At 61.6% G+C, this 26,189-nt stretch carries 24 protein-coding genes; 15 read left to right on the top strand and 9 right to left on the bottom strand.

The window, feature by feature from the left end; translation table 11 throughout:
* The first annotated feature begins 47 nt into the window (after nt 1-47).
* From betI to TR36_RS09540, 6 genes are all read left to right on the top strand, one after another.
* Nucleotides 48-635 carry a transcriptional regulator BetI gene (betI, locus tag TR36_RS09520; RefSeq protein ID WP_153010536.1) on the top strand — a complete coding sequence of 196 codons (588 nt, stop codon included), beginning with the start codon at nt 48-50 and terminating at the stop codon, nt 633-635.
* Nucleotides 632-2,074, top strand: a complete 1,443-nt coding sequence (gene betB / locus TR36_RS09525) for a betaine-aldehyde dehydrogenase (RefSeq protein ID WP_062763091.1) — start codon at nt 632-634, stop codon at nt 2,072-2,074. Before betI ends, betB begins: the two co-directional genes overlap by 4 nt.
* Entirely contained in the window at nt 2,061-3,719 is a 1,659-nt protein-coding gene (gene betA / locus TR36_RS09530; protein WP_045392000.1) for a choline dehydrogenase, read from the top strand. The genes betB and betA overlap by 14 nt, the downstream gene beginning before the upstream one ends.
* A gap of 126 nt (nt 3,720-3,845) precedes the next feature.
* On the top strand, nt 3,846-3,986 hold the full coding sequence (locus TR36_RS15765) for a hypothetical protein (RefSeq protein ID WP_045391358.1): 141 nt from the start codon (nt 3,846-3,848) through the stop codon (nt 3,984-3,986).
* Nucleotides 3,987-4,032: 46 nt separating this feature from the next.
* Nucleotides 4,033-4,425: a hypothetical protein gene (locus TR36_RS09535; RefSeq protein WP_045391354.1), complete on the top strand. Its 393-nt coding sequence runs from the start codon at nt 4,033-4,035 to the stop codon at nt 4,423-4,425.
* Between the two features lie 120 nt (nt 4,426-4,545).
* Nucleotides 4,546-4,821 carry a hypothetical protein gene (locus tag TR36_RS09540; protein WP_045391351.1) on the top strand — a complete coding sequence of 92 codons (276 nt, stop codon included), beginning with the start codon at nt 4,546-4,548 and terminating at the stop codon, nt 4,819-4,821.
* A gap of 57 nt (nt 4,822-4,878) precedes the next feature.
* Here the strand turns inward: TR36_RS09540 and TR36_RS09545 are convergent, their stop codons facing one another.
* From TR36_RS09545 to TR36_RS09570, 6 genes are all read right to left on the bottom strand, one after another.
* Complete coding sequence (locus TR36_RS09545) at nt 4,879-5,562, bottom strand: TerB family tellurite resistance protein (RefSeq protein ID WP_045391348.1); 684 nt, start codon at nt 5,560-5,562, stop codon at nt 4,879-4,881.
* 31 nt (nt 5,563-5,593) lie between these two features.
* Nucleotides 5,594-6,079 carry a GNAT family N-acetyltransferase gene (locus TR36_RS09550; protein ID WP_045391345.1) on the bottom strand — a complete coding sequence of 162 codons (486 nt, stop codon included), beginning with the start codon at nt 6,077-6,079 and terminating at the stop codon, nt 5,594-5,596.
* A 30-nt stretch (nt 6,080-6,109) separates the two neighbouring features.
* Nucleotides 6,110-7,681, bottom strand: a complete 1,572-nt coding sequence (locus TR36_RS09555) for a Ppx/GppA family phosphatase (protein ID WP_082714910.1) — start codon at nt 7,679-7,681, stop codon at nt 6,110-6,112.
* 42 nt (nt 7,682-7,723) lie between these two features.
* Nucleotides 7,724-9,934, bottom strand: a complete 2,211-nt coding sequence (locus TR36_RS09560; RefSeq protein ID WP_062763093.1) for an RNA degradosome polyphosphate kinase — start codon at nt 9,932-9,934, stop codon at nt 7,724-7,726.
* Between the two features lie 80 nt (nt 9,935-10,014).
* Complete coding sequence (locus tag TR36_RS09565) at nt 10,015-10,692, bottom strand: DnaA ATPase domain-containing protein (RefSeq protein WP_045391339.1); 678 nt, start codon at nt 10,690-10,692, stop codon at nt 10,015-10,017.
* The gene (locus tag TR36_RS09570) at nt 10,689-11,768 is read right to left on the bottom strand and encodes an AI-2E family transporter (RefSeq protein ID WP_045391336.1); all 1,080 of its coding nucleotides are present in this window, start codon (nt 11,766-11,768) and stop codon (nt 10,689-10,691) included. Before TR36_RS09570 ends, TR36_RS09565 begins: the two co-directional genes overlap by 4 nt.
* Nucleotides 11,769-11,901: 133 nt before the next feature.
* On the opposite strand from TR36_RS09570, the gene proS reads away from it, so the two are divergent.
* From proS to TR36_RS09585, 3 genes are read left to right on the top strand one after another with little or no spacing between them, the layout of a single operon-like run.
* On the top strand, nt 11,902-13,239 hold the full coding sequence (proS, locus tag TR36_RS09575; RefSeq protein ID WP_045391333.1) for a proline--tRNA ligase: 1,338 nt from the start codon (nt 11,902-11,904) through the stop codon (nt 13,237-13,239).
* A gap of 32 nt (nt 13,240-13,271) precedes the next feature.
* The gene (locus TR36_RS09580; protein WP_045391330.1) at nt 13,272-14,552 is read left to right on the top strand and encodes a lipoprotein-releasing ABC transporter permease subunit; all 1,281 of its coding nucleotides are present in this window, start codon (nt 13,272-13,274) and stop codon (nt 14,550-14,552) included.
* Entirely contained in the window at nt 14,545-15,219 is a 675-nt protein-coding gene (locus TR36_RS09585; RefSeq protein WP_045391327.1) for an ABC transporter ATP-binding protein, read from the top strand. Before TR36_RS09580 ends, TR36_RS09585 begins: the two co-directional genes overlap by 8 nt.
* Before the next feature lie 17 nt (nt 15,220-15,236).
* On the opposite strand, the gene TR36_RS09590 is transcribed toward TR36_RS09585, so the two are convergent.
* The 3 genes from TR36_RS09590 to TR36_RS09600 all read right to left on the bottom strand — a co-directional run bounded on the left by TR36_RS09590 (nt 15,237) and on the right by TR36_RS09600 (nt 18,675).
* Nucleotides 15,237-15,968 carry a gamma-glutamylcyclotransferase gene (locus TR36_RS09590; protein ID WP_202814397.1) on the bottom strand — a complete coding sequence of 244 codons (732 nt, stop codon included), beginning with the start codon at nt 15,966-15,968 and terminating at the stop codon, nt 15,237-15,239.
* 18 nt (nt 15,969-15,986) lie between these two features.
* Nucleotides 15,987-17,942, bottom strand: coding sequence for a DNA topoisomerase IV subunit B (parE, locus tag TR36_RS09595; protein ID WP_045391325.1), 1,956 nt, complete (start codon nt 17,940-17,942; stop codon nt 15,987-15,989).
* Nucleotides 17,943-18,015: 73 nt separating this feature from the next.
* Complete coding sequence (locus TR36_RS09600) at nt 18,016-18,675, bottom strand: glutathione S-transferase family protein (protein ID WP_045391322.1); 660 nt, start codon at nt 18,673-18,675, stop codon at nt 18,016-18,018.
* A 134-nt stretch (nt 18,676-18,809) separates the two neighbouring features.
* Here TR36_RS09600 and TR36_RS09605 point away from each other — a divergent pair, with 134 nt between their 5' ends.
* From TR36_RS09605 to TR36_RS09630, 6 genes are all read left to right on the top strand, one after another.
* On the top strand, nt 18,810-20,153 hold the full coding sequence (locus TR36_RS09605) for an MATE family efflux transporter (protein WP_045391993.1): 1,344 nt from the start codon (nt 18,810-18,812) through the stop codon (nt 20,151-20,153).
* A gap of 68 nt (nt 20,154-20,221) precedes the next feature.
* On the top strand, nt 20,222-21,010 hold the full coding sequence (gene rpiA, locus TR36_RS09610) for a ribose-5-phosphate isomerase RpiA (RefSeq protein WP_062763162.1): 789 nt from the start codon (nt 20,222-20,224) through the stop codon (nt 21,008-21,010).
* Between the two features lie 3 nt (nt 21,011-21,013).
* The gene (gene gorA, locus TR36_RS09615; protein ID WP_045391320.1) at nt 21,014-22,372 is read left to right on the top strand and encodes a glutathione-disulfide reductase; all 1,359 of its coding nucleotides are present in this window, start codon (nt 21,014-21,016) and stop codon (nt 22,370-22,372) included.
* A 55-nt stretch (nt 22,373-22,427) separates the two neighbouring features.
* A complete protein-coding gene (hflK, locus tag TR36_RS09620; protein ID WP_045391318.1) occupies nt 22,428-23,567 on the top strand; it encodes an FtsH protease activity modulator HflK in 1,140 nt (379 codons plus the stop codon).
* Nucleotides 23,567-24,502, top strand: coding sequence for a protease modulator HflC (gene hflC, locus TR36_RS09625; RefSeq protein WP_082714911.1), 936 nt, complete (start codon nt 23,567-23,569; stop codon nt 24,500-24,502). The genes hflK and hflC overlap by 1 nt, the downstream gene beginning before the upstream one ends.
* A gap of 190 nt (nt 24,503-24,692) precedes the next feature.
* On the top strand, nt 24,693-26,177 hold the full coding sequence (locus tag TR36_RS09630) for a Do family serine endopeptidase (RefSeq protein ID WP_045391317.1): 1,485 nt from the start codon (nt 24,693-24,695) through the stop codon (nt 26,175-26,177).
* Nucleotides 26,178-26,189 lie beyond the last annotated feature (12 nt).

Here is a 26,189-nt window from a genome sequence, read left to right on the forward strand (position 1 = left end):
CAAGGGTTCGGTAATATCGGGGCGTGCCCCGCAAACAGGATATGACCATGCCAAAAACCGGAATGGAGCCTGTTCGACGGGCCGCATTGATAAGGGCGACGATCGAGGAAATCGGAGTCGCCGGAACGCTGGATGTCACGGTCGGGCGCATTGCGAAACGCGCGGGCGTTTCCTCTGCGCTGGCGCATCACTATTTCGGGGGCAAAGAGGATCTGTTCCTTGCTGCGATGCGCAATGTTCTGGCGACCTACGGGGCCGGTGTCCGGATAGCCTTGCGTGATGCGGGGCCTGATCCTGTGGCGCGGTTGCAGGCCATTCTGAACGCATCCTTTTCGCCCGAGAATTTCAGCCATGAAACGATCAGCGCATGGCTGAATTTCTACGTTCTGGCCCAGACGGTGCCCGAAGCAAAACGCTTGCTCGTGATTTATCAGCGGCGCCTGCATTCGAACCTTGTTGATTGTCTGCGCCCCCGTGCGGGCCATCGCGCGACGGCCATTGCGGCCAGTGCGGGCGCGTTGATTGACGGCGTGTATCTGCGTCATGCGTTGAGCGACGTTATCCCCAATCCGGCCGCATCCGTCAACATGGTCTTTGTGCTGATCCAGTCCGAGCTTGAAGGAGATTTGCAATGAATACGCAGCCCCGTGCCAGCCATTTCATCAATGGTGCCTATGTCGAGGACGAGGCGGGCGTACCGCTGGATGTATTGAATCCGGCCACCGGCGCGGTGATCGCCACATTGCATGAGGCAACGCCCGCAATCGTGGATGCCGCCCTTGCAGCGGCCACTGTCGCGCAGAAGGCATGGGCGCGATTGATGCCGGTGGAGCGTGCTCGTGTCCTGCGTCGCGCATCGGACATGATCCGTGACCGCAATGCCGAGCTATCCCGACTGGAGACGTTGGATACCGGTAAACCCATACAGGAAACAGAGGTTGCGGATTGGCCATCGGGCGCTGATGCGCTGGAGTATTTTGCGGGCCTTGCCCCGACCGTAACAGGAGAGACCGTACCGCTGGGGGCGGATTTCGCCTATTCGCTGCGCGAGCCTCTGGGGGTTTGCGTCGGGATCGGTGCGTGGAACTATCCCAGCCAGATTGCCTGCTGGAAGGCGGCCCCTGCCTTGGCCATGGGCAACGCCATGGTGTTCAAACCGTCAGAGGTCACCCCTTTGGGCGCGCTGAAACTGGCAGAGATCCTGATGGAGGCCGGGGCCCCTGCGGGGCTGTTCAACGTGGTTCAGGGGCGGGGTGGCGTGGGCGCGCAACTGGTGACCGATGCGCGTGTGGCCAAGGTATCGCTGACGGGATCGGTCCCGACGGGGCGCAAGGTTTATGCCGCCGCTGCCGAGGGCATTCGCCACGTGACGATGGAGCTTGGGGGGAAATCCCCGCTGATCGTATTCGGGGATGCGGATATCGATTCCGCGGTGGGTGCGGCGATGCTGGGCAATTTCTATTCCGCGGGCCAGATCTGTTCCAACGGAACGCGGGTGTTTGTGCACCGCAGCATCAAGGAGGCGTTTCTGGCCCGGCTGAAAACCCGCGCCGAGGCGATCATCATGGGCGATCCGCTGGATCCCGCCACCCAGATGGGGCCGCTTGTCAGCCCCGAACAGCACGCTAAGGTCATGGCCTATGTGGAGCAGGCCAAGGCCGATGGTGCCCGCCTGATTACCGGTGGCGGGGCTTCGGGGGCATTCGTGCAGCCGACGGTGTTCGCCGATGTGACGGACGGCATGACCCTTGCGTGCGAAGAGGTGTTCGGCCCCGTCATGGCCGTGCTGGATTTCGAGGATGAAGACGAGGTCGTGGCACGTGCCAATGCCACGGAATTCGGCCTTGCAGCGGGCGTGTTCACGGCCGATCTGACGCGGGCGCACCGGGTGGTCGCCGCCTTGCAGGCGGGAACCTGCTGGATCAACGCCTATAATCTGACACCGGTTGAATCCTCGTTCGGGGGGGTCAAACTGTCAGGGGTCGGGCGGGAGAACGGCAAGGCCGCGATCGAGCATTATACACAGCTGAAATCGGTATATGTCGGAATGGGGCCAGTCGATGCACCCTACTGATTACGTTATCGTCGGTGCCGGTTCTGCTGGCTGCGTCATGGCCTACCGGCTGGCCGAGGCGGGCCGGACGGTAACGGTGATCGAATACGGCGGTTCAGATGCCGGACCATTGATCCAGATGCCGGGCGCACTGTCGTTTCCCATGAACATGCCGATGTATGACTGGGGATTGAAGTCGCAGCCCGAACCGCACCTTGGCGGGCGGGAACTTGTGACCCCGCGCGGGAAGGTTCTGGGGGGCTCTTCTTCTATCAACGGCATGGTCTATGTCCGTGGCCATGCCCGCGATTTCGACCATTGGGCGGAAACGGGGGCCGAGGGGTGGTCCTTTGCCGATGTTCTGCCCTATTTCCGGCGGATGGAAACATGGCACGGCCCGAATCCCGACGGGGATGAATGGCGCGGTGATGCAGGGCCGATGCATATTACGCGGGGGCCGCGATCGAACCCACTGTTCGACGCCTTCATTCAGGCCGGCGTACAGGCCGGCTATCCGTTGACCGAGGATTACAACGGCAAGCAGCAGGAAGGCTTCGGCCCGATGGAGGCGACCATCTGGCAGGGGCGGCGCTGGTCCGCAGCCAATGCATATCTGCGTCCGGCCCTGAAGACGGGTCGGGTGCGGCTGATCCGCGGCATGGCGCGCCGCGTGGTGATCGAGGATGGCCGGGCCGTGGGGGTCGAGATCGCCCGGCGCGGCGCGATAGAGGTGATCCGCGCGGCGAAGGAAGTGATTCTTGCGGCCTCTTCGATCAATTCGCCCAAGCTGTTGATGCTGTCGGGCATCGGCGATGCCGCGCATCTGGCGGCCCACGGCATTCCGGTCGTGGCGCATCGCCCCGGCGTCGGGGCGAATCTGCAGGACCATCTGGAGGTCTACATGCAGTTCGCAGCGCTTCAGCCGAACACGCTTTACAAATACTGGAACCTGCTTGGCAAGGGAACGGTGGGGGCGCAGTGGATGCTGACGGGGACGGGGCTTGGCGCCTCGAACCAGTTCGAGGCCTGCGGATTCATCCGGTCAGCCCCGGGCGTCGAATATCCCGATATCCAGTACCACTTTCTGCCGCTTGCCGTTCGCTATGATGGCAAGGCATCGGCAGAAGGGCACGGTTTTCAGGTGCATGTCGGGCCGATGCGGTCCAAATCCCGTGGAACGGTCCGGCTCGCCTCGGCTGATCCGGATGCAGCGCCGGTCATCCGGTTCAACTACATGTCGCACCCCGATGACTGGGCCGAGTTTCGCGCCTGCATACGCCACACGCGGGAAATCTTTGCCCAGGACGCGATGGCGCCGCATGTGAAGCACGAGATCCAGCCGGGGGCCGGGGCACAAACGGATGAGCAGATCGATGATTTCATCCGCGAGCATGCCGAAAGCGCCTATCACCCCTGCGGCACCGCCCGCATGGGGCGCGCCGAAGATCCGATGGCCGTGGTGGATCCCGAATGCAGGGTGATCGGCGTTGAGGGGCTGCGACTGGCTGACAGCTCCATTTTCCCGCGCATCACGAATGGCAATCTGAACGGCCCCACGCTGATGGTCGGGGAAAAGGCCGCCGACCATATTCTGGGCCGCGCCGTTTTGCCGCAGATGCCGCTGGAGCCATGGTTGAACCCGCATAGATTGACCGCACAGCGCTGATAGCTCTTTTAAATTATGGTGTGAAATGTCATCCGACTGCATTATCTTTGACGAAGGCTGGTAGAAGACAGCCGTGCCACGGAGGACGGGGACGGTCCCTCTCCCCGGTCAGACAGGAGACGACACATGACCAACCGCGCCCGTATCGTGACCGCACTTTGTGTTGCTGCCTTTGCAGCGGCCTGTGCCCCGAAAAAAGAAGAAGTCGTGATCGTGCAGCCCGCACCGGTGACGACCGAGCCGACATACACCGGCAAATATAAATAAGTAGGGCGGGGGCAGGCCGCAATCCTGCCCCCCTTCCAATAGTATCATGCAGAAACACCGTGGATTCCCCAGTCGTCTGACCGGGACAGATTTTCAGTTCACCATTCGCCGTGCATCCAAGGAAGGTCCGACCAAGATCATCCGCCGGGAACGCTATCGCGACCGCAAACACGTGGACCGCGCTGCGGATCAGGCATTCATGGCGGCGCTCTGGGCGCAGTTCGGCGAAGAAACCTTCGAGCGGGGGAACCTTGATGCCGCACGCCTGTCATGGCTGTTCGGCCGTGAGGTGGTGCCCGCCGAGGATCCCTTCGATCCCCAGAGTTACGAGGCATTGCTGCGGATCGACGCGGCCAGGGCGGAAGCGAGCTTTCCTGCCGTATTCGCGCCGGATGCCCCCGCTGTGGTCTATGATGACGAGGATGACTGGGACGAATAAACCGCCCTTTCCGGGCCGGTGGCGCAGAATTGCCGAACATCCGGCGGTTCTGCGAATGCCCCTATCGAATTCACCCGCATCGGCTACATATACATCAGAATAACAACGGAGGCCGAGCAAATGGCTAAAAACAAATTCATGATCGTAGCTGCTGTTCTTGCGACAGCGGCAGTTGCAGGTTGTGCCGATCCCTATGCGGCAAACAACGGCGGCTACTACGGCACCGCAGGCACAGGCAACTCGCCTGCAAACAACGCAGCTATCCGTACGCTTGGCGGCGCGGCCGCCGGTGCTGTGATCGCTGACGCCACCAAAGGCAGCAAAACCCAAGGCGCGCTGATCGGTGCGCTGGCTGGTGGCGGTTCCTGTGCCATTCCGGGCCAGAACTGTAACTGATACAGCCACGATCACGCATAAAAAAGGCCGCCTTTTGGGKCGGCCNTTTTTATCAGATCACGCCGCTTCCTTGGCCGAAATCTCGGCCCATGCCTGATTGATATGGACCAAACGCTGCTCTGCCAGCTGCACCGCCTCGGCCGGGACGCCCCGTGCGATCAGACGGTCAGGGTGGTTATCCCGAACCGCCCGCTTCCATGCAATGCGGATGGTCGACATGTCCGAATCCGGTGACACGCCCAGCACATCATAGGGGTCGCAATTTTCACCCGGGGCATAGCGGCGGCGCAGAATGCGGAAACAGCGGTCACCGACGCCGAAGATCCGCGCGACTTCGCGCAGAAAGATGTCCTCCGGTTCCGAATAGGTTCCATCCGCACTGGCGATCTGGAACAGCCCCTCAAGCACATCGGTCAGAACCTCGGGGTCGCCGGCGAACATCCGGGCGATCATTCGGGCATATACCTCAAATCCCGCCACATCCTGCCGTGCCAGATTGAACACGCGGGCAGCATTTGCCTCTTCGCCCGCCGGAATGGCAAAGACGCGCCGGAAGGCCGCAACCTCACCGCGCGTTACCTCACCATCTGCCTTTGCCATCTTGGCCCCCAGCCCGATGACGGCAATGGTAAAGCCGACCGATCGGTCGGGCGGGGCGCGCAGCAGGCCGAACACCTCCGAAAGGGGTTCACCATTGGCGAGGGCAGCAAGCGCCGCCGATATGCGGGACCAGATGGACATGGGTTTATTGTAACGCCAAAATTGTCCCTTGTCAGAGAAATTTCTGCATCAGCACCAGATCGAGCCATTGGCCCCATTTGTACCCGGCACGCGGCACAAGGGCAACGTGCTGATATCCGAGCGCTTCGTGAAATGAAACGCCGTCGGAGTTCTGGGCGGTGATGGCTGCCAGCATCGAATGCGCGCCCATGGCCCTGGCATGGTCCTCGACCGCCTTCATCAGCGCACGCCCAATGCCCCGCCCTTTGAACCTGGGGTTCGTGGCAATCGTATGTTCCATTGTCAGCCGATAGCCATGGCCGGGCCTGAACTGCGCATAGGTGGAGAAGCCGGTAATCTCGCCTTCCTCTTCGGCCACGAAAACGGCAAATCCCTGTACCGGACGTTCGCGGATTGCGGTCTCCACCTCGGCCGGTGTCTTTTCCACCTCGGAAAAATTGGCAAGGCTGTCGGTTATCATGGCATTCCAGAGCGCGCGGATCTGGGGGGCATCAGCCAATGTGGCAGGGCGTATCATCGGGCAACCTTTCGCAGGGATTCCCCAGCGTTAGCGGGCGTCAGCGTCCTGCGCAAGATCGGGAAACACGACATCTGCCTCTGCCTGCAACGAGGAGACCAGCGATTTGAAGCGCGACTGCGCCACCTCGCCAAACAGATGCTGCCCGCGCTCGGTCAGCGTCAGGGTCAGGATGCGCTTTTTCGGTTTCCATTTCAGCGTTCCCGTGTCGGCAAGGTCATCCATCGCAAACATCGCGCCGAACCGCATGGCCTTGCCCAGAACCTCGGCTTCGCGGATCTCATCCTCTGACAGCAGCGAGAAAAGCGCATCGAAACGCGTCCCTGACCGGTTGTTCTTGTAGCGGTGCAGCAGCGCAAGGCCCAGGAATACCCGTCCGGGGTGATCCAGCCCCCCCAGGTTTGCCCGCGTTGCATTGTCAAAACACAGCTCTGCCCGGTAATCCGGATGGGCACGCCATGTGGTATCATGCAACAGGCAGGCAGCCTTGATCAGCCGCAGACGGTCCGAGGGGGCATCCTCGAAAATCGGCAGCAGAAATTTGAACAATGTCTTGCCAAAGCCCGGAATGCGCGCCGATCCGGCTTCGGTGGCGCGGGCCGCCTCGATCAACGGATCCCGTTCACGAAGCTGGTCGGGCATCTGTTCGTACAGCAGCCCCTCACGGATACCGTAGGAGGAAATGTTGATCTCGGAAGGCTCGAAGATGCTGACCAGTTCGCGCAACACTTCGCAGGCAAGGGGAACCAGCTCCATCCGCTCGGTCGAGGTGCCGGTTGCCGAGCGCAGGGCCGAAAGATCCGATTTGGCGATCCAGTCCAGCGTGTCCAGCAGATCGCGCGGCGTCATCCGGTATTCATGCAGTACCCGTAGCGGGTAGCTGCGCCGCTCCATGTCCAGCCTTGCGATCACCCGCCATGATCCGCCGACCAGAAAGATGCGGTCATTGTCCGGCTGGATCAGCTTTTTCAGATCCTTGAGAATGCCCTGGATATGGGCGCGACGTTCCTTGGCACCACCTTCGATCTGCTGCAGGCGGAAAGGGCCGAGGGGGGAGGTGCCCCGCAGGCTGACCTTGCCTTCGCCAATGCGGGCCAGCTCCATGGAGTTTCCGCCGATATCGCAGACGATTCCCTGTGCGCCCGGCCAACCCAGCAGGACACCCTGGGCCGAAAGGCGCGCTTCCTCATCTCCGTCGATGACCCACAGCTTCAGGCCGGTTTCCGCCTCTACCTGTGCCTGAAACGCGGGGCCGTCCTCGGCCTCACGGACGGCGGCGGTGGCCACCACTGTCATATCGGCAATTCCCATGCCCCGTGCCAGTGCCGCGAACCGTTTCAGCGCGGCCAGCGCCCGGACCGCACCGCGCGGGTTCAGCCTGTTGGTTTCGGCAAGGCCAAGGCCCAGACCGCACATCACTTTTTCATTGAAGAAATAGGCGGGGCTGCGTGCAGCCCCGTCAAACACCACCATCCGGACAGAGTTCGAACCGACATCCACAACACCTACACGCCGCAAGGCACGAACCGACGGATCGTTGAACAGCGGGCGCCCGAACAGGGCGACCTCCTCGGCCTTTGTCAGCATGGTTTCAAACGTCATCATTGTCTCCGGTAGGCGGGATATTGGGTCGGCACGCACGTGTCAGTCGTTGTCGAGATCTAGATCATGGTCCGCCGAACCGAAAAGGTGGGAAAGGCGTGACACATCCTTGTCTCCGGCGGTGCCGCGCCCCGAAAGGGACGGATTCTCCATGAAGAACCGATGGCAGGAGAACAGGTTGTCATCCGCCTCACCTTCGGGTCGGCTGTAGTTTCCGTCGGGGCCGAGGATCCAGCTCTGCGCTTCATCCGCCATGTTGGCAGCCATGATCTGGTCCACGATCTGGGCCTTGACCGTCGGGTTCTTGGCTTCGACCAGGGTTTCCACGCGGCGGTTCAGGTTGCGGCCCATCCAGTCGGCCGAAGAGAAGAACACGCGCGCCTTGGGCGAGGGGAGGGCATCCCCATTGCCGAAGCACATGATCCGGCTGTGTTCCAGAAAACGCCCGACGATGGATTTGACGCGGATATTCTCCGAAAGGCCCTTGATGCCGGGACGTACGCCGCAGATTCCGCGGATCACGAGGCTGATCTTCACACCCGCCTGACTGGCATCATAAAGTGCATCGATGATTTCCGGTTCGATGACCGAATTCATCTTGGCCCAGATCTCGGCCGGTTTGCCGGCACGCGCATGTGCCGCCTCGGCTGCGATCAGATCCAGCAGGCGGGGTTTCAGGCTGATCGGAGAGATCGCCAGATTTTCCAGCTTTTCGGGTTGCACGTAGCCCGACAGGTAGTTGAAGACCCGTGTGGCATCGCGGCCAAGCGCAGGATCGCAGGTAAAGAACGACAGGTCGGTATAGATCCGTGCGGTAATGGGGTGGTAGTTGCCCGTCCCGTAGTGGGTATAGGTGACCAGCTTGTCCCCCTCACGCCGCACCACCGTGCTGATCTTGGCATGGGTCTTGTAGTTCATGAATCCGTAAACCACATGCGCGCCGGACCGTTCCAGGCGGCGGCTTTGGCGGATGTTGGCGGCCTCGTCGAAGCGGGCCTTCAGCTCCACCAGCGCGGTGACGGATTTTCCGGCCTCTGCCGCCTCGCACAGCGCGCCCACGATCGGGCTGTCGGTGGATGTCCGGTACAGCGTCTGCTTGATCGCCAGAACATTCGGATCGCTAGCGGCCTGCTGCAAGAAGCGGACGACCATGTCGAATGTTTCATAGGGGTGATGCAGCAGCATGTCCTTCTGCTGGATCGCGGCGAACATGTCACCTTCGAAATCCTGAACCCGTTCCGGTACGCGGGGCGTGAAGCTGGGCCACAGAAGGTTCGGGTGGGATGATACCACCAGTTCCTTGAGGTCCGCCATGCCGATCAGGCCGCGAACGGCGACGATCTCGCTGTCCTTCACGCCAAGTTCGCTCTTGATCAGGGCAAACAGTTCGGGCGGTGCACCTGCGCTGATCGTCAGGCGGATGACGTCGCCGCGGCGGCGCCGTTTCAATGCGGTCTCGAACTCCCGCACCAGATCCTCGGCTTCTTCCTCCACCTCCAGATCGCTGTCCCGAAGCACGCGAAAGCTGCAGTGACCGCGTGCGGCATAGCCGGGGAACAGCATGTCCAGATGCAGCAGCAACAGCTCTTCCAGCGGCAGAAAGCGCGTTTCATCCGCCGTCCGTCCCGGAAGCGGAATGAAGCGGTCGATCTGCTGCGGAATGGGCAGCAGGGCCTGTAGCCGACGCTGATCCGAAGTGCGTTCCAGTTGCAGGCCCAGACAGAATCCGGTGTTCGGAATAAAGGGAAAGGGGTGCGCCGGATCGATTGCCAGCGGCGACAGAACCGGGAAAACAGCTGAAAGGAAGTGCTGTTCAAGATATTGCAGATCGCGCCGCGTCAGCTTGGAGCGCGTCATGAGGCGCAGGCCTTCGCTTTCCATCTGGCGGCGGATACGGTTGTAGACGACCTGCTGCGTCCGCATCAGGCGCCGTGCCTCGGTATGGACCAGTTCCAGCTGCTGGCTGGGGGAACGCCCATCCTCTGACAGGCCCGGTTTGGACCGACGGGCCAGCGCGCGCAGACCTGCGACGCGGACGGTATAGAATTCATCAAGGTTGGCATCGGAGATCGACAGGAACCGGAGCCGCTCCAGCAATGGTACGGCCGGGTTCGACGCCTCCTCCAGCACGCGCCAGTTGAAGCTGAGCCAGCTGAGTTCACGGTTGAAAAAGCGCTTCGGGCCCTGGATTTCCGACAACGGAAGGGTCACAGGCTCGGCGAACGGGGTGCGGAGGAAATCGGCGGCGGTCATGGGAAAAGTATATATCCAAAGCTGCGTGCAGTCATGGGTGAATATGTATCCTGTATGACATGACAGGGGCGTGACGAGGGTCAGGCGGCACGGTCTTCGATGATTTCTCCGGCCAGTTGTCGTGTGATGGGGCGGCGCTCGGCAAGCGAACGGGAGTCGAGTGCGGCAACGATGGCGCGTGCGGTGCCAAGATCGCGATCCATGCGCGCCACCAGGAATTGGACCAGTGCAGGTTGCACTGCAATCTGCCGGTCTGCAAACAATTTCACCAGAACGGCGGATAACAAGGCATCATCCGGCGCATCCAGCCGGGCCAGCGGGGCGGCAAGCATCCGGCTGCGGATATCGGCAAGCTCCAGCCCCCAATCGCGCGGCGGGGCCGAAGCGGTAACCAGAAACGGGCGTTTTCGTTCGGCCAGTAAGTTGTGCAGGTGGAACAGCGCCGCCTCCGCTTCGGGTTCGCCTGCCAGACGGTCGGCATCTTCCAGCACCAATGCAGGCTCTCGTGACAGGGCGGTGATGTCGGCACCGGGCAGGGCACCCGAATCCACCAGTACGGCATTCGCCTCGGCGGCCCAGACGTGGGCCAGATGGGTCTTGCCCGCGCCGTGCGGACCGGACAGCACCATTTTGCCCTGTGGCCAGTTGCGCCAGCCTTCCAATGCGGCAAGGGCAAGCGCATTGGCGGGGGAGACGAACAGATCCTCCCTTCCCAAGGCGGGCCGTGCCGGCAGATCGAAGGCCAGTTGTCGTGTCATCCCTGATCTTCACGATAGGGCTGGTCATCCACGCCCTGATACATCCTGCTGGATTTATACTGGGCAACGGCAAAGCGCATCAAGACGCCCAATGCAGCCGCAACGGGCACCGCCACCAGCATCCCGACAAAGCCGAACATCGCACCGAAGGCGGAGAGGGCGAACAGCAGCCATACCGGGTGCAGCCCGATGGAATTGCCCACCAGCCGCGGCGTCAGAATATTGCCTTCGACGAACTGGCCGGACTGGAAGATGGCCCAGATCAGGATGATCGACCACCAGTCTCCCCAGAACTGGAACAGTGCCAGTCCGATGGCCAGACCGCCACCCACCAGCGCGCCGACATAGGGGATGAACGTCAGGAAACCGGCGATCGCCCCGACAACGGCCCCGAAGTTCAGCCCCGCCGCCATGAGCGTCAGGGCATAATAGGTGCCAAGGATGACGCAGACCGTGGTTTGCCCGCGGACAAAGCCTGCCAGCGCACGGTCGATTTCCTTGCTCAGCTCCCGGATCGTGGGTGCATGTTCACGGGGCAGCAGGGTGTCTATCTTTGCCACCATCTTGTCCCAGTCCAAAAGCAGATAGAAGGCGACGACGGGCACCACGATCATGAAGACGACGGCGTTGATGACCGAGAACACCGATGCCAGCAGCGAGTTCGCCATCTGCCCGCCGCGTTGCTGGATCGTCTGGCCCAGCGAATCGAGGGTCTGGCGGATGGTGGAGGTTTCGTCGTTCAACTGCGGAAACCTGTCCAGCAGGAACGCCTGAAGCTGGCGGAAGATTTCGGGGGCGGCATTGATCAGCTGGGTCAGCTGGTTGGCAAGCGTCGGAATGACAGCAAGGACCAGCAGCACGAAAATCAGCACCGTGGCAATGGCGATGATGGCGGTGGAGACGGTGCGGCTCAGCCCTAGACGTTCCAGTTTATCCGCCAGCGGATCAAGGAAATAGGCAACCGCCCCCCCCACGATGAACGGCAGGATGACGTCGCCCATGACCCAGAGCATCCCCAGAAAGACAACCGCAGCGATCCCCCACCATTTCGCCTGTTCGAGTTGCGTTGCCCGCATTGTCACCCTCTTGAATGTTATGGCAAGGAATGGCCCATACCCCGCGATGCTGCAAGCAAAAGCGCGTTGCGCTTGCAGCGTGTGCGCCAAGGCCGTACACCGCAGTTTGACCCTTTTTCTCTATGAGGCCCCAATGCGCCTGAGCCGTTATTTCCTGCCTGTCCTGAAGGAAAACCCGTCCGAGGCGCAAATTGTGTCTCACCGCTATATGTTGCGCGCTGGCATGATTAAGCAACAGGCTGCAGGGATTTATTCCTGGCTGCCGTTGGGCTTCAAGGTTCTGAAGCGGATCGAGCAGATCGTGCACGAGGAGCAGATCCGCGTCGGCCATATTCCGTTGATGATGCCGACGCTGCAACCTGCGGATCTTTGGCGGGAATCCGGCCGTTATGACGACTACGGCCAAGAAATGCTGCGCATCAAGGACCGGCAGGGGCGCGAGATGCTCTATGGCCCCACGAACGAGGAGATGATCACCGACATCTTCCGCAGCCATGTGAACAGCTACAAGGAGCTGCCGCTGACGCTGTATCATGTGCAGTGGAAATTCCGTGACGAGATGCGCCCGCGTTTCGGCGTAATGCGTGGTCGCGAGTTCCTGATGAAGGACGGCTATTCCTTCGACATCGACCGTGATTCCGCGCTGCATGCCTACAACCGCCATATGGTCAGCTATTTGCGGACGTATGAGCGGATGGGGCTGACCGCCATTCCAATGCGCGCGGCCTCCGGCCCCATTGGCGGCGACAATACCCATGAATTCCTGGTTCTGGCCGAAACCGGCGAGAGCGAGGTGTTCTATGACAGCGCCGTCACCGATCTGCGTCTGGGAACGCGTGAGTTCGACGCCGAGGATCGTGAAACCGTGGCAGAAATCTGCGCCGAGTTCACATCATCCTATGCGCGCACCGACGAAACCCATGACGAGGCTTTGTTCAACGAGGTCCCGGAAGAGCGTCGCCGCGTGGCCCGCGGGATCGAGGTCGGCCAGATCTTCTACTTCGGAACCAAGTATTCCGAAGCCATGGGGGCCAATGTCGTGACCTCTTACGGCAGCCGCGTGCCTGTGGAAATGGGCAGCCACGGGATCGGCGTCAGCCGTCTGCTGGGCGCGATCATCGAGGCGAACCACGATGACAAGGGCATCATCTGGCCCGAGGGTGTTACCCCGTTCCACGTGGGCATCGTGAACCTGAAGCAGGGCGATTCTTCGACCGATAGTGCCTGCAACGCGCTTTATTCCGCGCTGGTCGGCAAGGGGTTGGAGCCGCTGTACGATGACCGCGAGGAACGTGCCGGTGCCAAGTTCGCCACGATGGATCTGATCGGTCTGCCATGGCGGATTACGGTCGGTCCGCGCGGTCTGGCGGCGGGCAAGGTGGAACTGACATCGCGCCGCACCGGGGAAAGCGAAGAAGTATCGCTGGAAACTGCAGTGGAGCGTGTTGCCCAGATCTACGGCGTGCTCTGAACACCTGCTCGCGAACAGAAATGAGGCCATAGATGGCAACGAAACCGTTTTCACGTTTCGAATGGATGATCGCGTGGCGCTATCTGCGCGCGCGTCGTGCCGAGGGCGGCGTGTCGGTCATGACCTGGATCAGTCTGATCGGCATCACGCTGGCGGTTTTCGCCCTGATCGCCACCCTGTCTGTTCGCGCGGGCTTTCGCGCCGAGTTCGTGGATACGATCCTGGGCGCGAACAGCCATGTCACCGTCTATACGCAGGATACGGTCAACGCCGACGGCGTAAGAGAGCGGGGGATCAGGGATTACGACACCGAGGCTGCCAATCTGGCGGCTGTGGAGGGTGTGACCCGTGCCGCCCCCCTGATCCGTGGCCAGGTCATGGTCACCTCGGGCGATGTGTCAGGGCTTGGGGATGTCTATGGCATCCGGCTGGAGGATCTGCGGGCCATTCCGCGTATCGGAGACGGTGCCGAGGCGCGGGGGTCACTGGATAATTTCCAGAACGGCGTCGCCGTGGGGGAGCAGATGGCCCGTGACATGGGCCTCAAGGTGGGGGATGTCATCCGCCTGACCTCTGCGAACGGGGTGCGGACGGCCTTCGGTACAAGCCCCCGCGTCAACGGATATACCATCGAATACATCTTCAGTGCCGGTCGCTACGACATCGACAAGACGCGCCTGTACATGCCCTTTGCCGAGGCCCAGAGCTTTTTCAACCGCGAAGGTTTCGCGGATGAGATCGAGGTGATGGTGGAAAACCCCGAGCAGGTCGAAAGCTATATGCCGGCGCTCATGAATGCCTCCAGCCCGACAACATTCTTCTGGACGTGGCGGGACGGGGCAGGCTCTTTCCTGCGGGCCCTGGACGTGGAGGATAACGTGATGTTCGTGATCCTCTCGATCCTCGTGCTGATCGCGACGATGAATATCGTGTCCGGCCTGATCATGCTGGTAAAGAACAAGGGCCGCGACATCGGCATCCTGCGGACCATGGGGCTGACCGAAGGATCCATCCTGCGGATCTTCTTCATCTGCGGGGCCGGAACGGGCATTGTCGGCACGCTGGCCGGGCTGATCTTGGGCTGTCTGTTCGCCATCTACATCGATCCTATCTTCAGCCTTGTGAACTACGTGTCCGGCGGCAACGTCTGGGATCCCGAGATCCGGGGGATCTATCACCTGCCGGCCAAGCTGCAATTGCACGATGTGCTGACGGCCATTTCGCTTTCGTTGGGCCTGTCATTCATCATCACGATCTTTCCGGCCCGTCGTGCGGCGCGGATGAACCCTGTGGAGGCCCTGCGTTATGAATGAGATGCTGGTGCTTGAGGGGCTGCGCAAACGCTACAACACAGGCCTGCCGAACGAGATCACGGTCTTGGATTACGCCAGCCTGACCGTGGGCAAGGGAGAGGTCGTGGCAATGGTTGCACCCTCGGGGGCAGGAAAATCCACGCTTCTGCATATTGCCGGATTGCTGGATTCCCCTGATGAAGGGCAGGTCCGGATCGATGGCGTGGATTATGCGGGCAAGAACGATCGCGCCCGTACCGCAGCGCGGCGCCGCGATATCGGGTTCATCTACCAGTTCCACCATCTGCTGCCCGAATTCACAGCAGCGGAAAATATCATCCTGCCGCAGCTTGCCAATGGTGTGCCGCAGGCGGCGGCCCATGCCCGTGCTGACACCCTGTTGGGCCACGTGGGTGTGGGGCACCGAAGCAACCACCGTCCCGCAGCCATGTCAGGCGGCGAACAGCAACGTGTCGCGTTCTGCCGGGCGCTGGCGAACGGCCCCAAACTGCTGCTGGCGGATGAGCCTACGGGAAACCTGGACCCGAACACGTCGGATCGGGTGTTCGAGGCGCTGATGTCACTGGTGCGGGAAACGGGCCTGTCGGCGCTGATCGCGACGCATAACCTGGCGCTTGCCGCGCGGATGGACCGTGTCGTCCGTCTGGAAGGCGGCAAGCTGGTCTAGGGCGGCAATCCGGCCCTTCAGGCGCAGCAGGCGGTCTGTTCGGGCCAGCTTGCGATCTCGGCAGCTACCAGATGGTCCAGCCTGTTCAGGTTCCGGTCATGCAGGCCGAACTCGGCCATTTTGCGAACTGTATTGTGCAGATATTGCGCGCCCGATCCGCCATGGCCACAGGCGCGCGCCAACCGTCGGGCCTGCTCCTCGGGCGGGAGGGTGATGACCATATCGCCCTGCGGACCGGCCCAGAAGGTCAGCACATTCTCCAGCCCACGGTGTGACCGCGCCTTTACCCAGCGGATGTTGGAGACCATCTCCTTTGCCACCAGCTCCCGACGGAGCAGTGCATCCAGCGCCTCTGCCTCATGGCCCTTCGCAATATCCATTATCAGCCCCGTGGCAGAGCCGCCCTTGGCCAGAGCCATCATCAGACCCGGCTGTTCGGGCGTTCCACGCCACTGGCGGATATCCAGACAGAATGAGCGGTGCCAGCCATGAGCCACAGCCTTGCGCACATCCCCCACTTCGAAGTTGGGGTTCCAGATCAGGGAACCATAGGCGAAAATCGGGATGGGCCCGAGATGTGCCTTGATGATGTCATGCGCCAGCGCGGCGTAATCATCATCGGTCAACGGGGTCCACTCCGGGTTGGGTCCGGGATCGGTCACTACGCGCAAAGTGCGTTCAACCAGGGTGTCGGTCAGCGAAAGGCGGGGGAATGTCTTGCGGGGCATATGCGGTAGATGGGACCGCATATGCCCGAAATCCAGAGGTTATACGTCCAGCTCTTCGACGAAACGGGCGTTTTCCTGAATGTACTGGAACCGGAGCTCCGGTTTCTTGCCCATCAAGCGTTCCACCAGATCCCCGGCTTCGCTGTCCTCGTCGATGGAAACGCGGATCAGCTTGCGGCTGGCAGGGTTCATCGTCGTATCCTTCAGGTCCTTGGCGTCCATCTCGCCCAGCCCCTTGAAGCGCTGCACGTCGATCTTGCCTTTGCCCCCCAGCCCCTTTTTCAGCCATTTCTCCTTTTCGGCATCGTCCGCCACATACATCCGCCGTGCGCCCTGCGTCAGGCGGTACAGCGGCGGGCAGGCCAGATACAGATGACCCTTGTCGATCAGGGGCCGCATCTGCGTGAAGAAGAACGTCATCAACAGGGAGGCGATATGCGCGCCGTCCACATCGGCATCGGTCATGATGATGATCTTGTCATAGCGCAGATCATCAAGGTTGAACCGCGATCCCATCCCGACGCCCAGCGCCTCGCAGATATCGCGGATCTCGGCATTGTCGTTCAGCTTGCCTGATGCGGCGCCCAATACGTTCAGGATCTTGCCCTTGAGCGGCAGCAGCGCCTGTGTTTCCCGGGATCTGGCACCTTTGGCCGACCCACCGGCCGAGTCCCCCTCGACGATGAACAGTTCGGTGTTGGAGCGGTTCTTGGCGGTGCAATCCGTCAGCTTTCCGGGCAGGCGCAGCTTTTTCGTGGCCGATTTTCGCTGCGTTTCCTTTTCCGCACGGCGGCGCAGACGTTCCTCGGCGCGCAGAACCAGAAAATCGAGAATGGCACCCGCTGCCTTGGTGTCCGAGGCCAGCCATGTATCGAAATGGTCCCGTACCGAGGATTCAACCCAGCGCACGGCCTCGTCCGAGGATAGGCGATCCTTCGTCTGGCCGACAAACGACGGTTCGCGAATGAAAATGGAAATCAGGGCGCATCCGCCCGTCAGCATATCCTCACGCGTGATGTCCGATGCCTTGCGGTTCTTCACCCGCTCGCCATAGGCCTTCACACCTTTGAGGATGGCAGCCCAGAACCCCTGTTCGTGGGTGCCGCCTTCGGGCGTCGGCACGGTATTGCAGTAGGAATGTATCGACCCATCCCGCGAGGGCGTCCAGTTTATGGCCCATTCGATCCGGCCGGGAACATTGAACTTGTCCTGAAAACTGACAGTCCCTGCAAAGGGCTTGTCCGAATAGGTCGTCACGCCCGCGAGGTTTTCGTTCAGGAAATCCGCAAGCCCGTTCGGGTACTGGAAGGTGGCTTCACGCGCGGTTTCCCCGTCGTCGATCGCGGTTTTCCACCGGATCTCCACCCCCGAAAACAGATAGGCCTTGGAGCGGACCAGCTTGTACAGACGCGCGGGTTTTAGCAGCAGATGGCCGAAAATGACAGGGTCTGGGTGGAAGGTGACGGTCGTTCCCCGACGGTTCGGCGCAGGGCCGACCTTGGTGACGGGGCCTTGTGGCACGCCGCGGGCAAATTCCTGGACATAAAGCTCGCGGTTGCGTGCAACCTCTACGCGCATCCGGTCCGACAGGGCGTTGACCACCGAAGAGCCGACGCCGTTCAGACCCCCCGAGGTGCTATATGCCTTGTTCGAGAATTTGCCGCCTGCATGCAGCGTGCACAGGATAACCTCCAACGCCGATTTATCCGGAAACTTCGGGTGCGGATCGACGGGGATGCCGCGCCCGTTGTCACGTACCGTCACCGAGTGGTCGGCGTGCAGCTCCACCTCGATGCGGTTTGCGTGGCCGGCAACGGCCTCATCCATGGCATTGTCCAGAACCTCGGCCACAAGGTGGTGCAGGGCGCGTTCATCGGTGCCACCGATATACATGCCCGGACGTTTGCGGACAGGCTCCAGCCCTTCCAGCACCTCGATAGAGGACGCGTCATAGGTCTCACCCACGGTGGAGGAGGACAGTAGATCGTCGGACATGGCGGGAACTCTTTTCTGATGGTCCGGCCATTAGACAGGCAACAGGGCGGGGGGGCAACCCGCCCCGAGATGGTCAGGCGGGTTCCTGTGCGACCTTTGCCATCATCGCGCCATGGGCCGGACGGGCCTGGCAGCGCTTCAGCCATGAATCCAGCGCCGGATACTGTGCAATCAGCGCGGAATGCGATTGGGCATAGCGCAGGCATTCGGCAACATTCAGGTCGGCCACAGTAAAGCGTTCGCCGACCAGCCATTGGTGGGCAGCGGTGTACTTGTCCAACCGTGCCAGCGGGCGGCGGAGTTTTTCGGTTGCGGCCGCAATCGTTGCCTGACCTTCGGGGGTGTCCTGTCTGCCCTGACGGATCGTATAGAGGATTTCCAGCCCGGCAGCTTCCAGCCCCGTAGCCGCAAACAACGACCATTGTTCGATCAGCGCCTGTTCCTGCGGGGTTTGCGGCCCAAGCGGCCCGCCGTATTTGCGGGCGATATGCTGGGTAATGCCCAAGGATTCCGTCAGGATCAGGCCGTCATCCTCCATGACCGGAATCTGGCCCATCGGATTGAGCGTCAGAAACTCTTCCGATGCCGTGTTGAACGCCGCATCCGCCTGCAGCGGGTCATCCAGCCGGTAGCTCTGGATGACGGGGACATGGTGGAAATCCATTCCGATTTCGCCCAGCAGCCACAAGGGGCGCGTGGCGCGTGACCGGTAGACACCATAGATCGTCAGCATAGGGTAACTCCTTGTAAGCAGTCAGATCAGCATGTTTCCGACCGTTCCGAAAGGGTGTGCCGCAACGGCGCGCAACGAAGCCGGTTCACATTGCGGCAATCTTGCCCCCATAAGACGGGGTAAGAGGTGCCTGTATGTCATTGACCGTTCCACAACATCTACGCGCTACGCTCATTCTCGGACTGCCGCTGATCGGCAGCAATATGGCGCAGATGCTCCTGCATATCACCGACTCGGTCATGATGGGCCGATACGGCGTGACCGAATTCGCGGCAGTGGTGCTTGGCACCTCCACGTTTTTCGTGACGTTCATCCTTGGGGGCGGCTTCGGGCAGGCCGTCATGCCGATGGTCGCCTCGGCGCTGGGCCGCGGGGATGAGGTGCAGGTGCGCCGCGATGCGCGGATGGGGCTGTGGCTGTCCATTCTTTACGGTGTGCTGGTCTATCCGGTGTTCTGGTTCTCCGGTGCCCTGTTTCTGGCGCTGGGCCAGCAGCCCGAGGTTGCGGCATTGACGCAGCAGTTCCTGCGGATCGCGGGGTTGGGCATGGTGCCAGCCCTCGTGGTGGTGGCCATGCGCAGCTATCTGTCGGCACTGGACCGGACCCAGGTTGTGTTGTGGAGTACGATCGCGGCTGTCCTGGTGAATATCGCCATCGGCCTGCCGCTGATCTTCGGGTTGTTCGGCCTGCCGGAAATGGGGGTGCGCGGGGCGGCGATATCGAGCGTTGCCGTACAGACCCTGAACATGACGGTTCTGGCGGTCTATGCGGCGCGCCTGCCGGAATTGCGGCGGTTCCACCTGTTCCAGCGGTTCTGGCGGCCGGATTGGGCGGCGTTCAAGCAAGTGGCCCTGCTGGGGGCGCCCATCGGCGCCACAGGCTTTGCCGAGGCCGGCATGTTCCAGGCCACCGCCGTCATGATGGGCTGGATCGGCACGATCGAACTGGCGGCTCATGGTATCGCACTGGAGGTGGCCGCAATGTCCTACATGATCCATCTCGGTGTCTCCAGTGCGGCGACGGTGCGTGTAGCGCGATATCAGGGGATGGGGGATCTGCCCAATCTGCACAGGGCGGCCAAGGTGGCCATAGGCCTGTCGGTGGTCGTGGGCTGCGCCGTCGTCGTCATCTATCTGAGCCTGCCGCAATTCATCATCTCGTTGTTTCTGAGCGAGGCCAATCCGGCCACATCGCAGATCATCGCCTATGGCACGGGGCTACTGGCGCTGGCCGCGCTGTTCCAGTTCGGGGATGCAATGCAGGCGGTGGCGATCGGTCTGTTGCGGGGGATGCGTGATACGCGGGTGCCGATGCTGCTGGCCGTCATCAGCTATTGGGCGATCGGGCTGCCAGCGGGGTACATCCTTGCGTTTCCCTTGGGCCTCGGGGGGCATGGGCTGTGGTTGGGGCTGGCCTTCGGGCTGGCGGTGGCGGCGGCCCTGATGATGACCCGCTTCTGGCGGCGCGTGCCGCGCTGATTGTGCCTTGGGCGGTGTTTGCCTATAACCGGGGCATGACACCATTCCCGTATGCGCCAGAGGTTCTGATGCCGAGCGATCTTTCCCCCATCGAAAAGGCGAAGTTCACCGCCGCCCGCCACGCCGCCGGATTGATACAGGACGGAATGAAGGTGGGCCTTGGAACAGGTTCCACTGCCGCCTGGCTGGTCCGGTGTCTGGCCGAACGCGTGCGCGATGAAAAGCTGCAGATCACCAGTGTCGCCACATCCACCCGCACGGCAGAGCTGGCCCGCAGCCTCGGGCTGACGGTCAGCACGCTGGATGAGGTGATGCGTCTGGATCTAACCATTGATGGCGCGGATGAATTCGACGGAAATCTTGGCCTGATCAAGGGCGGCGGCGCGGCGCTGCTGCAGGAAAAGATCGTGGCCACCGCATCGGACCGGATGGTGGTGATCGCCGATGCGGCCAAGCATGTGGCAACGCTAGGGGCCTTTCCCTTGCCGGTTGAGGTTATCCCCTTCGGCTGGCGCGCTACGTCCCGTCTGGTCGAGGAGGTTCTGGCCGGGCAGGACGTGCTGGGCCATGAGGTCGTCCTGCGGATGGCGGGCGACGTGCCCTTGCGTACGGATGAGAACAATTACATCCTCGACCTCCATCTCAAACGGATCGGAAATCCGCAGTCTCTGGCGCTGGCGCTGAACCAGATTGCCGGCGTGGTGGAAAACGGCCTGTTCCTGAACATCTGCGATACGGTTGTGGTGGGGCATCCCGATGGCCGTGTCGAGGTGACCGAGCATGGCAGCCCTGCACGGCAGGTGGCGCAGATCGATCTGGCCACCACATCGAATATCTTTTCCGATCTGGGAGACTGAGCCATGCCCTTCGATTATGATCTGTTCGTCATCGGTGGCGGTTCGGGCGGCGTGCGGGCGGCACGGGTTGCGGCCGGCGATCACGGGGCAAAGGTTGCCCTTGCCGAAGAATACCGGATGGGGGGCACCTGTGTCATCAGGGGCTGCGTGCCGAAAAAGCTGATGGTTTTCGCCAGCGAATACGGCGAGATGGCCAAGGATGCACAGGCCTATGGCTGGGATATGGACGTGCGCGGCTTTGACTGGCAGCGTTTCCATGCCGGGCTTGCGGCCGAGCTGGACCGTTTGGAAGGTGCCTATCGCAACACGTTGAAGAATGCAGGCGTGACCACCTATGACCAGCGTGCCACCGTGGTGGACCCGCATACGGTGGCGCTGGCCGATGGCACCCGGATCACGGCCAAGCATATCCTGATCGCGGTAGGGGGGCGGCCGTTCGTGCCGACCTTTGAAGGATCGGACCTTGCCATCACCTCGAATGAAATCTTCCATATGCCGCAGTTGCCGAAAAAGGCGCTGATCGTGGGCGGTGGATATATCGCGTCGGAATTTGCCTGCATCCTGAACGGATTGGGCGTGGATACGCACCAGTATTACCGCGGCGGACAGATCCTGCGCGGCTTTGACGAAGAGTGTCGTAACCATATTGCCAGCCAGATGCAGGCCGATGGCGTATCGATCCGCTGCGGCACCGATATCGTGAAGCTGGTACGCGAAGGCGATGCCATCGTGGCCCATGCCACCGACGGTTCTGCCGAAAGGTTCGATCTGGTGATGTATGCGACGGGCCGCGTGCCCAATACCGACGGGTTGGGGCTGGAGAATGCCGGTGTCCGTCTGGGCCAAAAATCCGAAATCACGGTGGATGACTACAGCCAAAGCTCGGTTCCGTCGATCTTTGCCGTGGGCGATGTGACAGACCGCATTTCCCTGACGCCGGTCGCGATCCGTGAGGGGCATGCCTTTGCGGATACGGTGTTCGGCGGGCAGAAACGGACTGCGGATTGGGATCTTGTCCCTTCGGCGGTTTTCACCCAGCCGGAGTTCGGCACCGTGGGCCTGTCGGAAGAGGCGGCGGCGCAGAACGGACCGATCGAGGTCTATACCGCCGCGTTCCGCCCGATGCAGACCCTGTTTGCCGGGCGGCAGAATCGGGTGCTGATGAAGCTGGTGGTCTGTGCCGGAACCCGTGTGGTTCTGGGCTGTCATATCGTCGCACCCCATGCGGGTGAAATGATCCAGCTTGCAGGCATCGCAATCAAGATGGGCGCGACAAAAGAGGACTTTGACCGCACCGTAGCGGTGCATCCATCCATGTCCGAAGAACTGGTCACACTAAGAAAACCTGTCCGTAAAACTTGATTTCACGGGCTGAATGGCCAATTTGGCCAGAGTTTCAAAGAGGGAAGACACATCAATGTCGAATGGCGGGCCGTGGGGCGGCGGAGGCGGCGGTGGACAGGATCCACAGGATAACCGCAATGACGGGCGTAAACCCGAAGCCGGCGGGCGGTCCGATATCGACGATCTGATGCGTAAGGGGCAGGACCAGCTTCGGGTCATTCTGGGCGGCAAGAAAACCGGATCGGGCGGTCCGCGCGGGCCTGTGGGTTCGGGTGGCGGCACGGGCGGTATTCCGCCCCGCCTGATCGGGCTGGGGGCTGTTGCGGCGTTGGTGGTGATGTGGGGCTTTGCCTCCATCTATACCGTCCGGCCCGAGCAGCGTTCGGTTCAGCTGTTTCTTGGCGAATTCTCCGAGATCGGCCAGCCGGGTCTGAACTTCGCGCCATGGCCGCTGGTCACGCACGAGATCGTGGAAGTAACGGGAGAGCGGACGACCGATATCGGTATGGGCTCTTCGGGTGAAAACGACACGGGCCTGATGCTGACGCAGGATCAGAATATCGTGGACATCGGTTTCCAGGTTGTCTGGAATGTGGCCGATCCGGCCGAGTTCCTGTTCAATCTGGAAGATCCGAGCGAAACGATCCGTGCCGTTGCCGAAAGTGCGATGCGCGACATTATTGCCCGTTCCAACCTCTCGCCCATTCTGAACCGTGATCGTGGTGCGATCGCGAACGAATTGCTGGGCGCGGTACAGGGAACGCTGGATACCTATAGCGCAGGCATCCAGATTATCCGTATCAACTTCGAACGGGCCGATCCCCCGGGTGAGGTTATCGACAGCTTCCGCCAGGTACAGGCCGCGCAGCAAGAGCGTGTCCGGCTGGAGAATGAGGCCGAGGCCTATCGCAACCGCGTGACTGCGGGTGCGCGTGGTGAGGCGGCACGTGTGCTGGAGGGGGCCGAAGGCTTCCGTGCGCAGGCTGTGAACACCGCCGAGGGTGAGGCCAGCGGCTTCAACTCGGTCTATGACCAATACATCAATGCCCCGGATATCACCCGTGAGCGGATGTATCTGGAAATGATGGAGCAGGTACTGGGTAAGATGAACACCACGATCCTTGACGGTGTGACAGGGGAAGGTGGGGTCGTACCCTATCTGCCGCTGAACGAGCTGAACCGTGGATCGGCGACGACGGGAGGAGGAAACTGATGGGACGTTCAATCTATCTTCTTCCCGCTGTGATCCTGATCGCGGCACTTGGCCTGCTGTCTGTCTACATCGTGGATGAACGGGAAAAGGCGCTGGTCCTGCAGTTCGGCCAGGTAAAGGCCGTGCGTGAGGAGCCGGGCATCGGCTTCAAGATTCCCTTCATTCAGGAGGTGGTCCGCTACGACGGGCGTATCCTGGGGCTGCAGACGCGCCCGCTGGAGGTTACGCCCCTGGATGACCGCCGGGTGATCGTGGATGCCTTTGCCCGCTGGCGCATCGTCGATCTGGTAGAGTTCCGTGAAAGCGTCGGTAATGCCGGTATTCCTGCGGCACAATCGCGGCTGGACCGGATCATGACCGCAGCCATCCGTCAGGTGCTGGGCGGGGTCAATTCCGACCGCGTCCTGTCGGAGGATCGTATTCCGCTGATGGTGCAGATCCGCGATATTGCCCGCCAGCAGGCCGCCAGCCTCGGGATCGAGGTGATCGATGTGCGTCTGACACGGACCGACCTGCCGCAGCAGAACCTTTCGGCCACCTATGCCCGTATGCGTGCCGAGCGTGAGCGTGAGGCTGCCGACGAGATTGCCCGCGGAAACGAGGCCGCGCAACGCATCCGGGCTGCCGCTGACCGTGAGGTGATCGAGGTGACGTCCAAGGCAAACAGCCAGGGCGCTGTGATCCGCGGTCAGGCCAATGCCGAACGGAACCGTATTCTGGCCGAAGCCTATGGCCGCGATGCCGAGTTCTTCGCCTTTACCCGGTCGTTGGAAGCATATCGCACCGCATTGGCCCGCGAAGGCAGCTCTATCGTGATGACACCGGACAGTGCGTTTTTCCGCTATCTGGACCTGCCGCAGTTGCCCGGCCTGAACGGTCAGGCCCCGGCGGCCCCGGCACAGCCACCCACGCAGCAACCTGCACCGCAGCAATGATGAACTGGCCGCCTTCGGGCGGCCTTTTCTTTTACAGACGCCCTTTTGCACGTTACAATCTTTCACACCCAAGTGACGCATCGCGACGGCAGTTTGCATTGTATGAAACCCAACCTAGCTGCCATGTCTAAGGCGCAAAGACCCGGCGTGCTGTCGGGCCGCGTTACGATAACGAAGAAGGAGTTTCGGGGTGCCGTCCAACGCCATGTCCCTTACCCGCCGCAACAAGATCACCCGCTCGATGACTGCCATCGGTCTTGCAGGCACGCTTGCTTTCGGCGCATTGCCAATGGCAACGCTTCCCGCCGCTGCACAGGATGCACCGGCCAGTTTCGCTGACCTTGCCCAGAAAATCAGCCCGTCGGTGGTCAATATCACCACGACGACGACGGTCGCGGCCAATACCGACCGTCGACCGATCATTCCCGAAGGTTCGCCGTTCGAGGATTTCTTCCGCGACTTCATGGACCCGCGTGGCCAGCAACCGCAGGAGTCGCATCGCGCCGAAGCGCTCGGGTCCGGTTTCGTCATTTCCGAGGACGGCTATATCGTCACAAACAACCACGTGATCGAAAATGCCGATGACATCCAGATCGAGTTCTTTTCCGGTGAAAAGCTGACGGCCAAGCTGATCGGTACCGATACCAGCACCGATATTGCGCTGCTGAAGGTCGATAGCGACAAGCCACTGCCTTTCGTGCCCTTCGGCGACAGTGACCGGATGCGCGTAGGTGACTGGGTTCTGGCAATGGGGAACCCGCTGGGGCAGGGCTTCTCGGTTTCGTCGGGGATCGTATCGGCGCGAAACCGTGCGCTGCAAGGCACCTATGACGATTACATCCAGACTGATGCCGCGATCAACCGCGGAAACTCGGGCGGGCCGCTGTTCAACATGCAGGGGCAGGTTATCGGTGTGAACACGGCCATCCTGTCGCCCAACGGCGGTTCGATCGGTATCGGCTTCTCCATGGCGTCCAGTGTCGTGCAGAAGGTCGTCGACCAGCTTCGTGAATTCGGCGAAACCCGCCGCGGCTGGCTGGGCGTGCAGATTCAGGATGTGACGCCGGATGTGGCCGAAGCGATCGGACTGGCCAATGCCAAAGGGGCGCTGATTACCGATGTTCCCGATGGCCCCGCCAAGGATGCAGGCATCCAGTCGGGTGACATCGTCACCTCCTTTGCAGGTAACGAGGTAACGGATACCCGTTCGCTTGTGAATCGCGTGGCGGATGCCCCCATCGGGCAATCGGTTCCGATCACCGTCATGCGCGATGGCCGCAGCCAGACGCTGAACGTGACACTGGGCCGTCGTGAGGAAGCCGAAAGCGCCAGCGCGGGCCGCGGAAACAACCAGCAAGCCCCCCAGACCGAGGGTGAATTGCTGGGAATGAACGTCACCGCCCTGACGCCCGATATGGCACAAGAGCTTGGCCTGTCCCCCGATGCAACCGGTCTGGCCGTGACACGTGTGGACGAGATGGCCGATGCATTCAGCAAGGGCCTGCGTTCGGGCGATGTGATTACCGAGGCGAACCAAGCGCCTATCCGGTCTGTCTCCGACCTGAAGGACGGGATCGAGGCCGCGAAAGAGGCCGGGCGCAAGTCCATCCTGTTGCTGATCCGCCGTGACGGCGCGCCCCGCTTTGTCGCACTGCCGCTTGACGAAGCGAACTGATCCGGAAAGGCC

Origin of the sequence: Falsirhodobacter sp. alg1 (genome assembly GCF_000739715.2) — a bacterium.
GTDB lineage: Bacteria > Pseudomonadota > Alphaproteobacteria > Rhodobacterales > Rhodobacteraceae > Falsirhodobacter.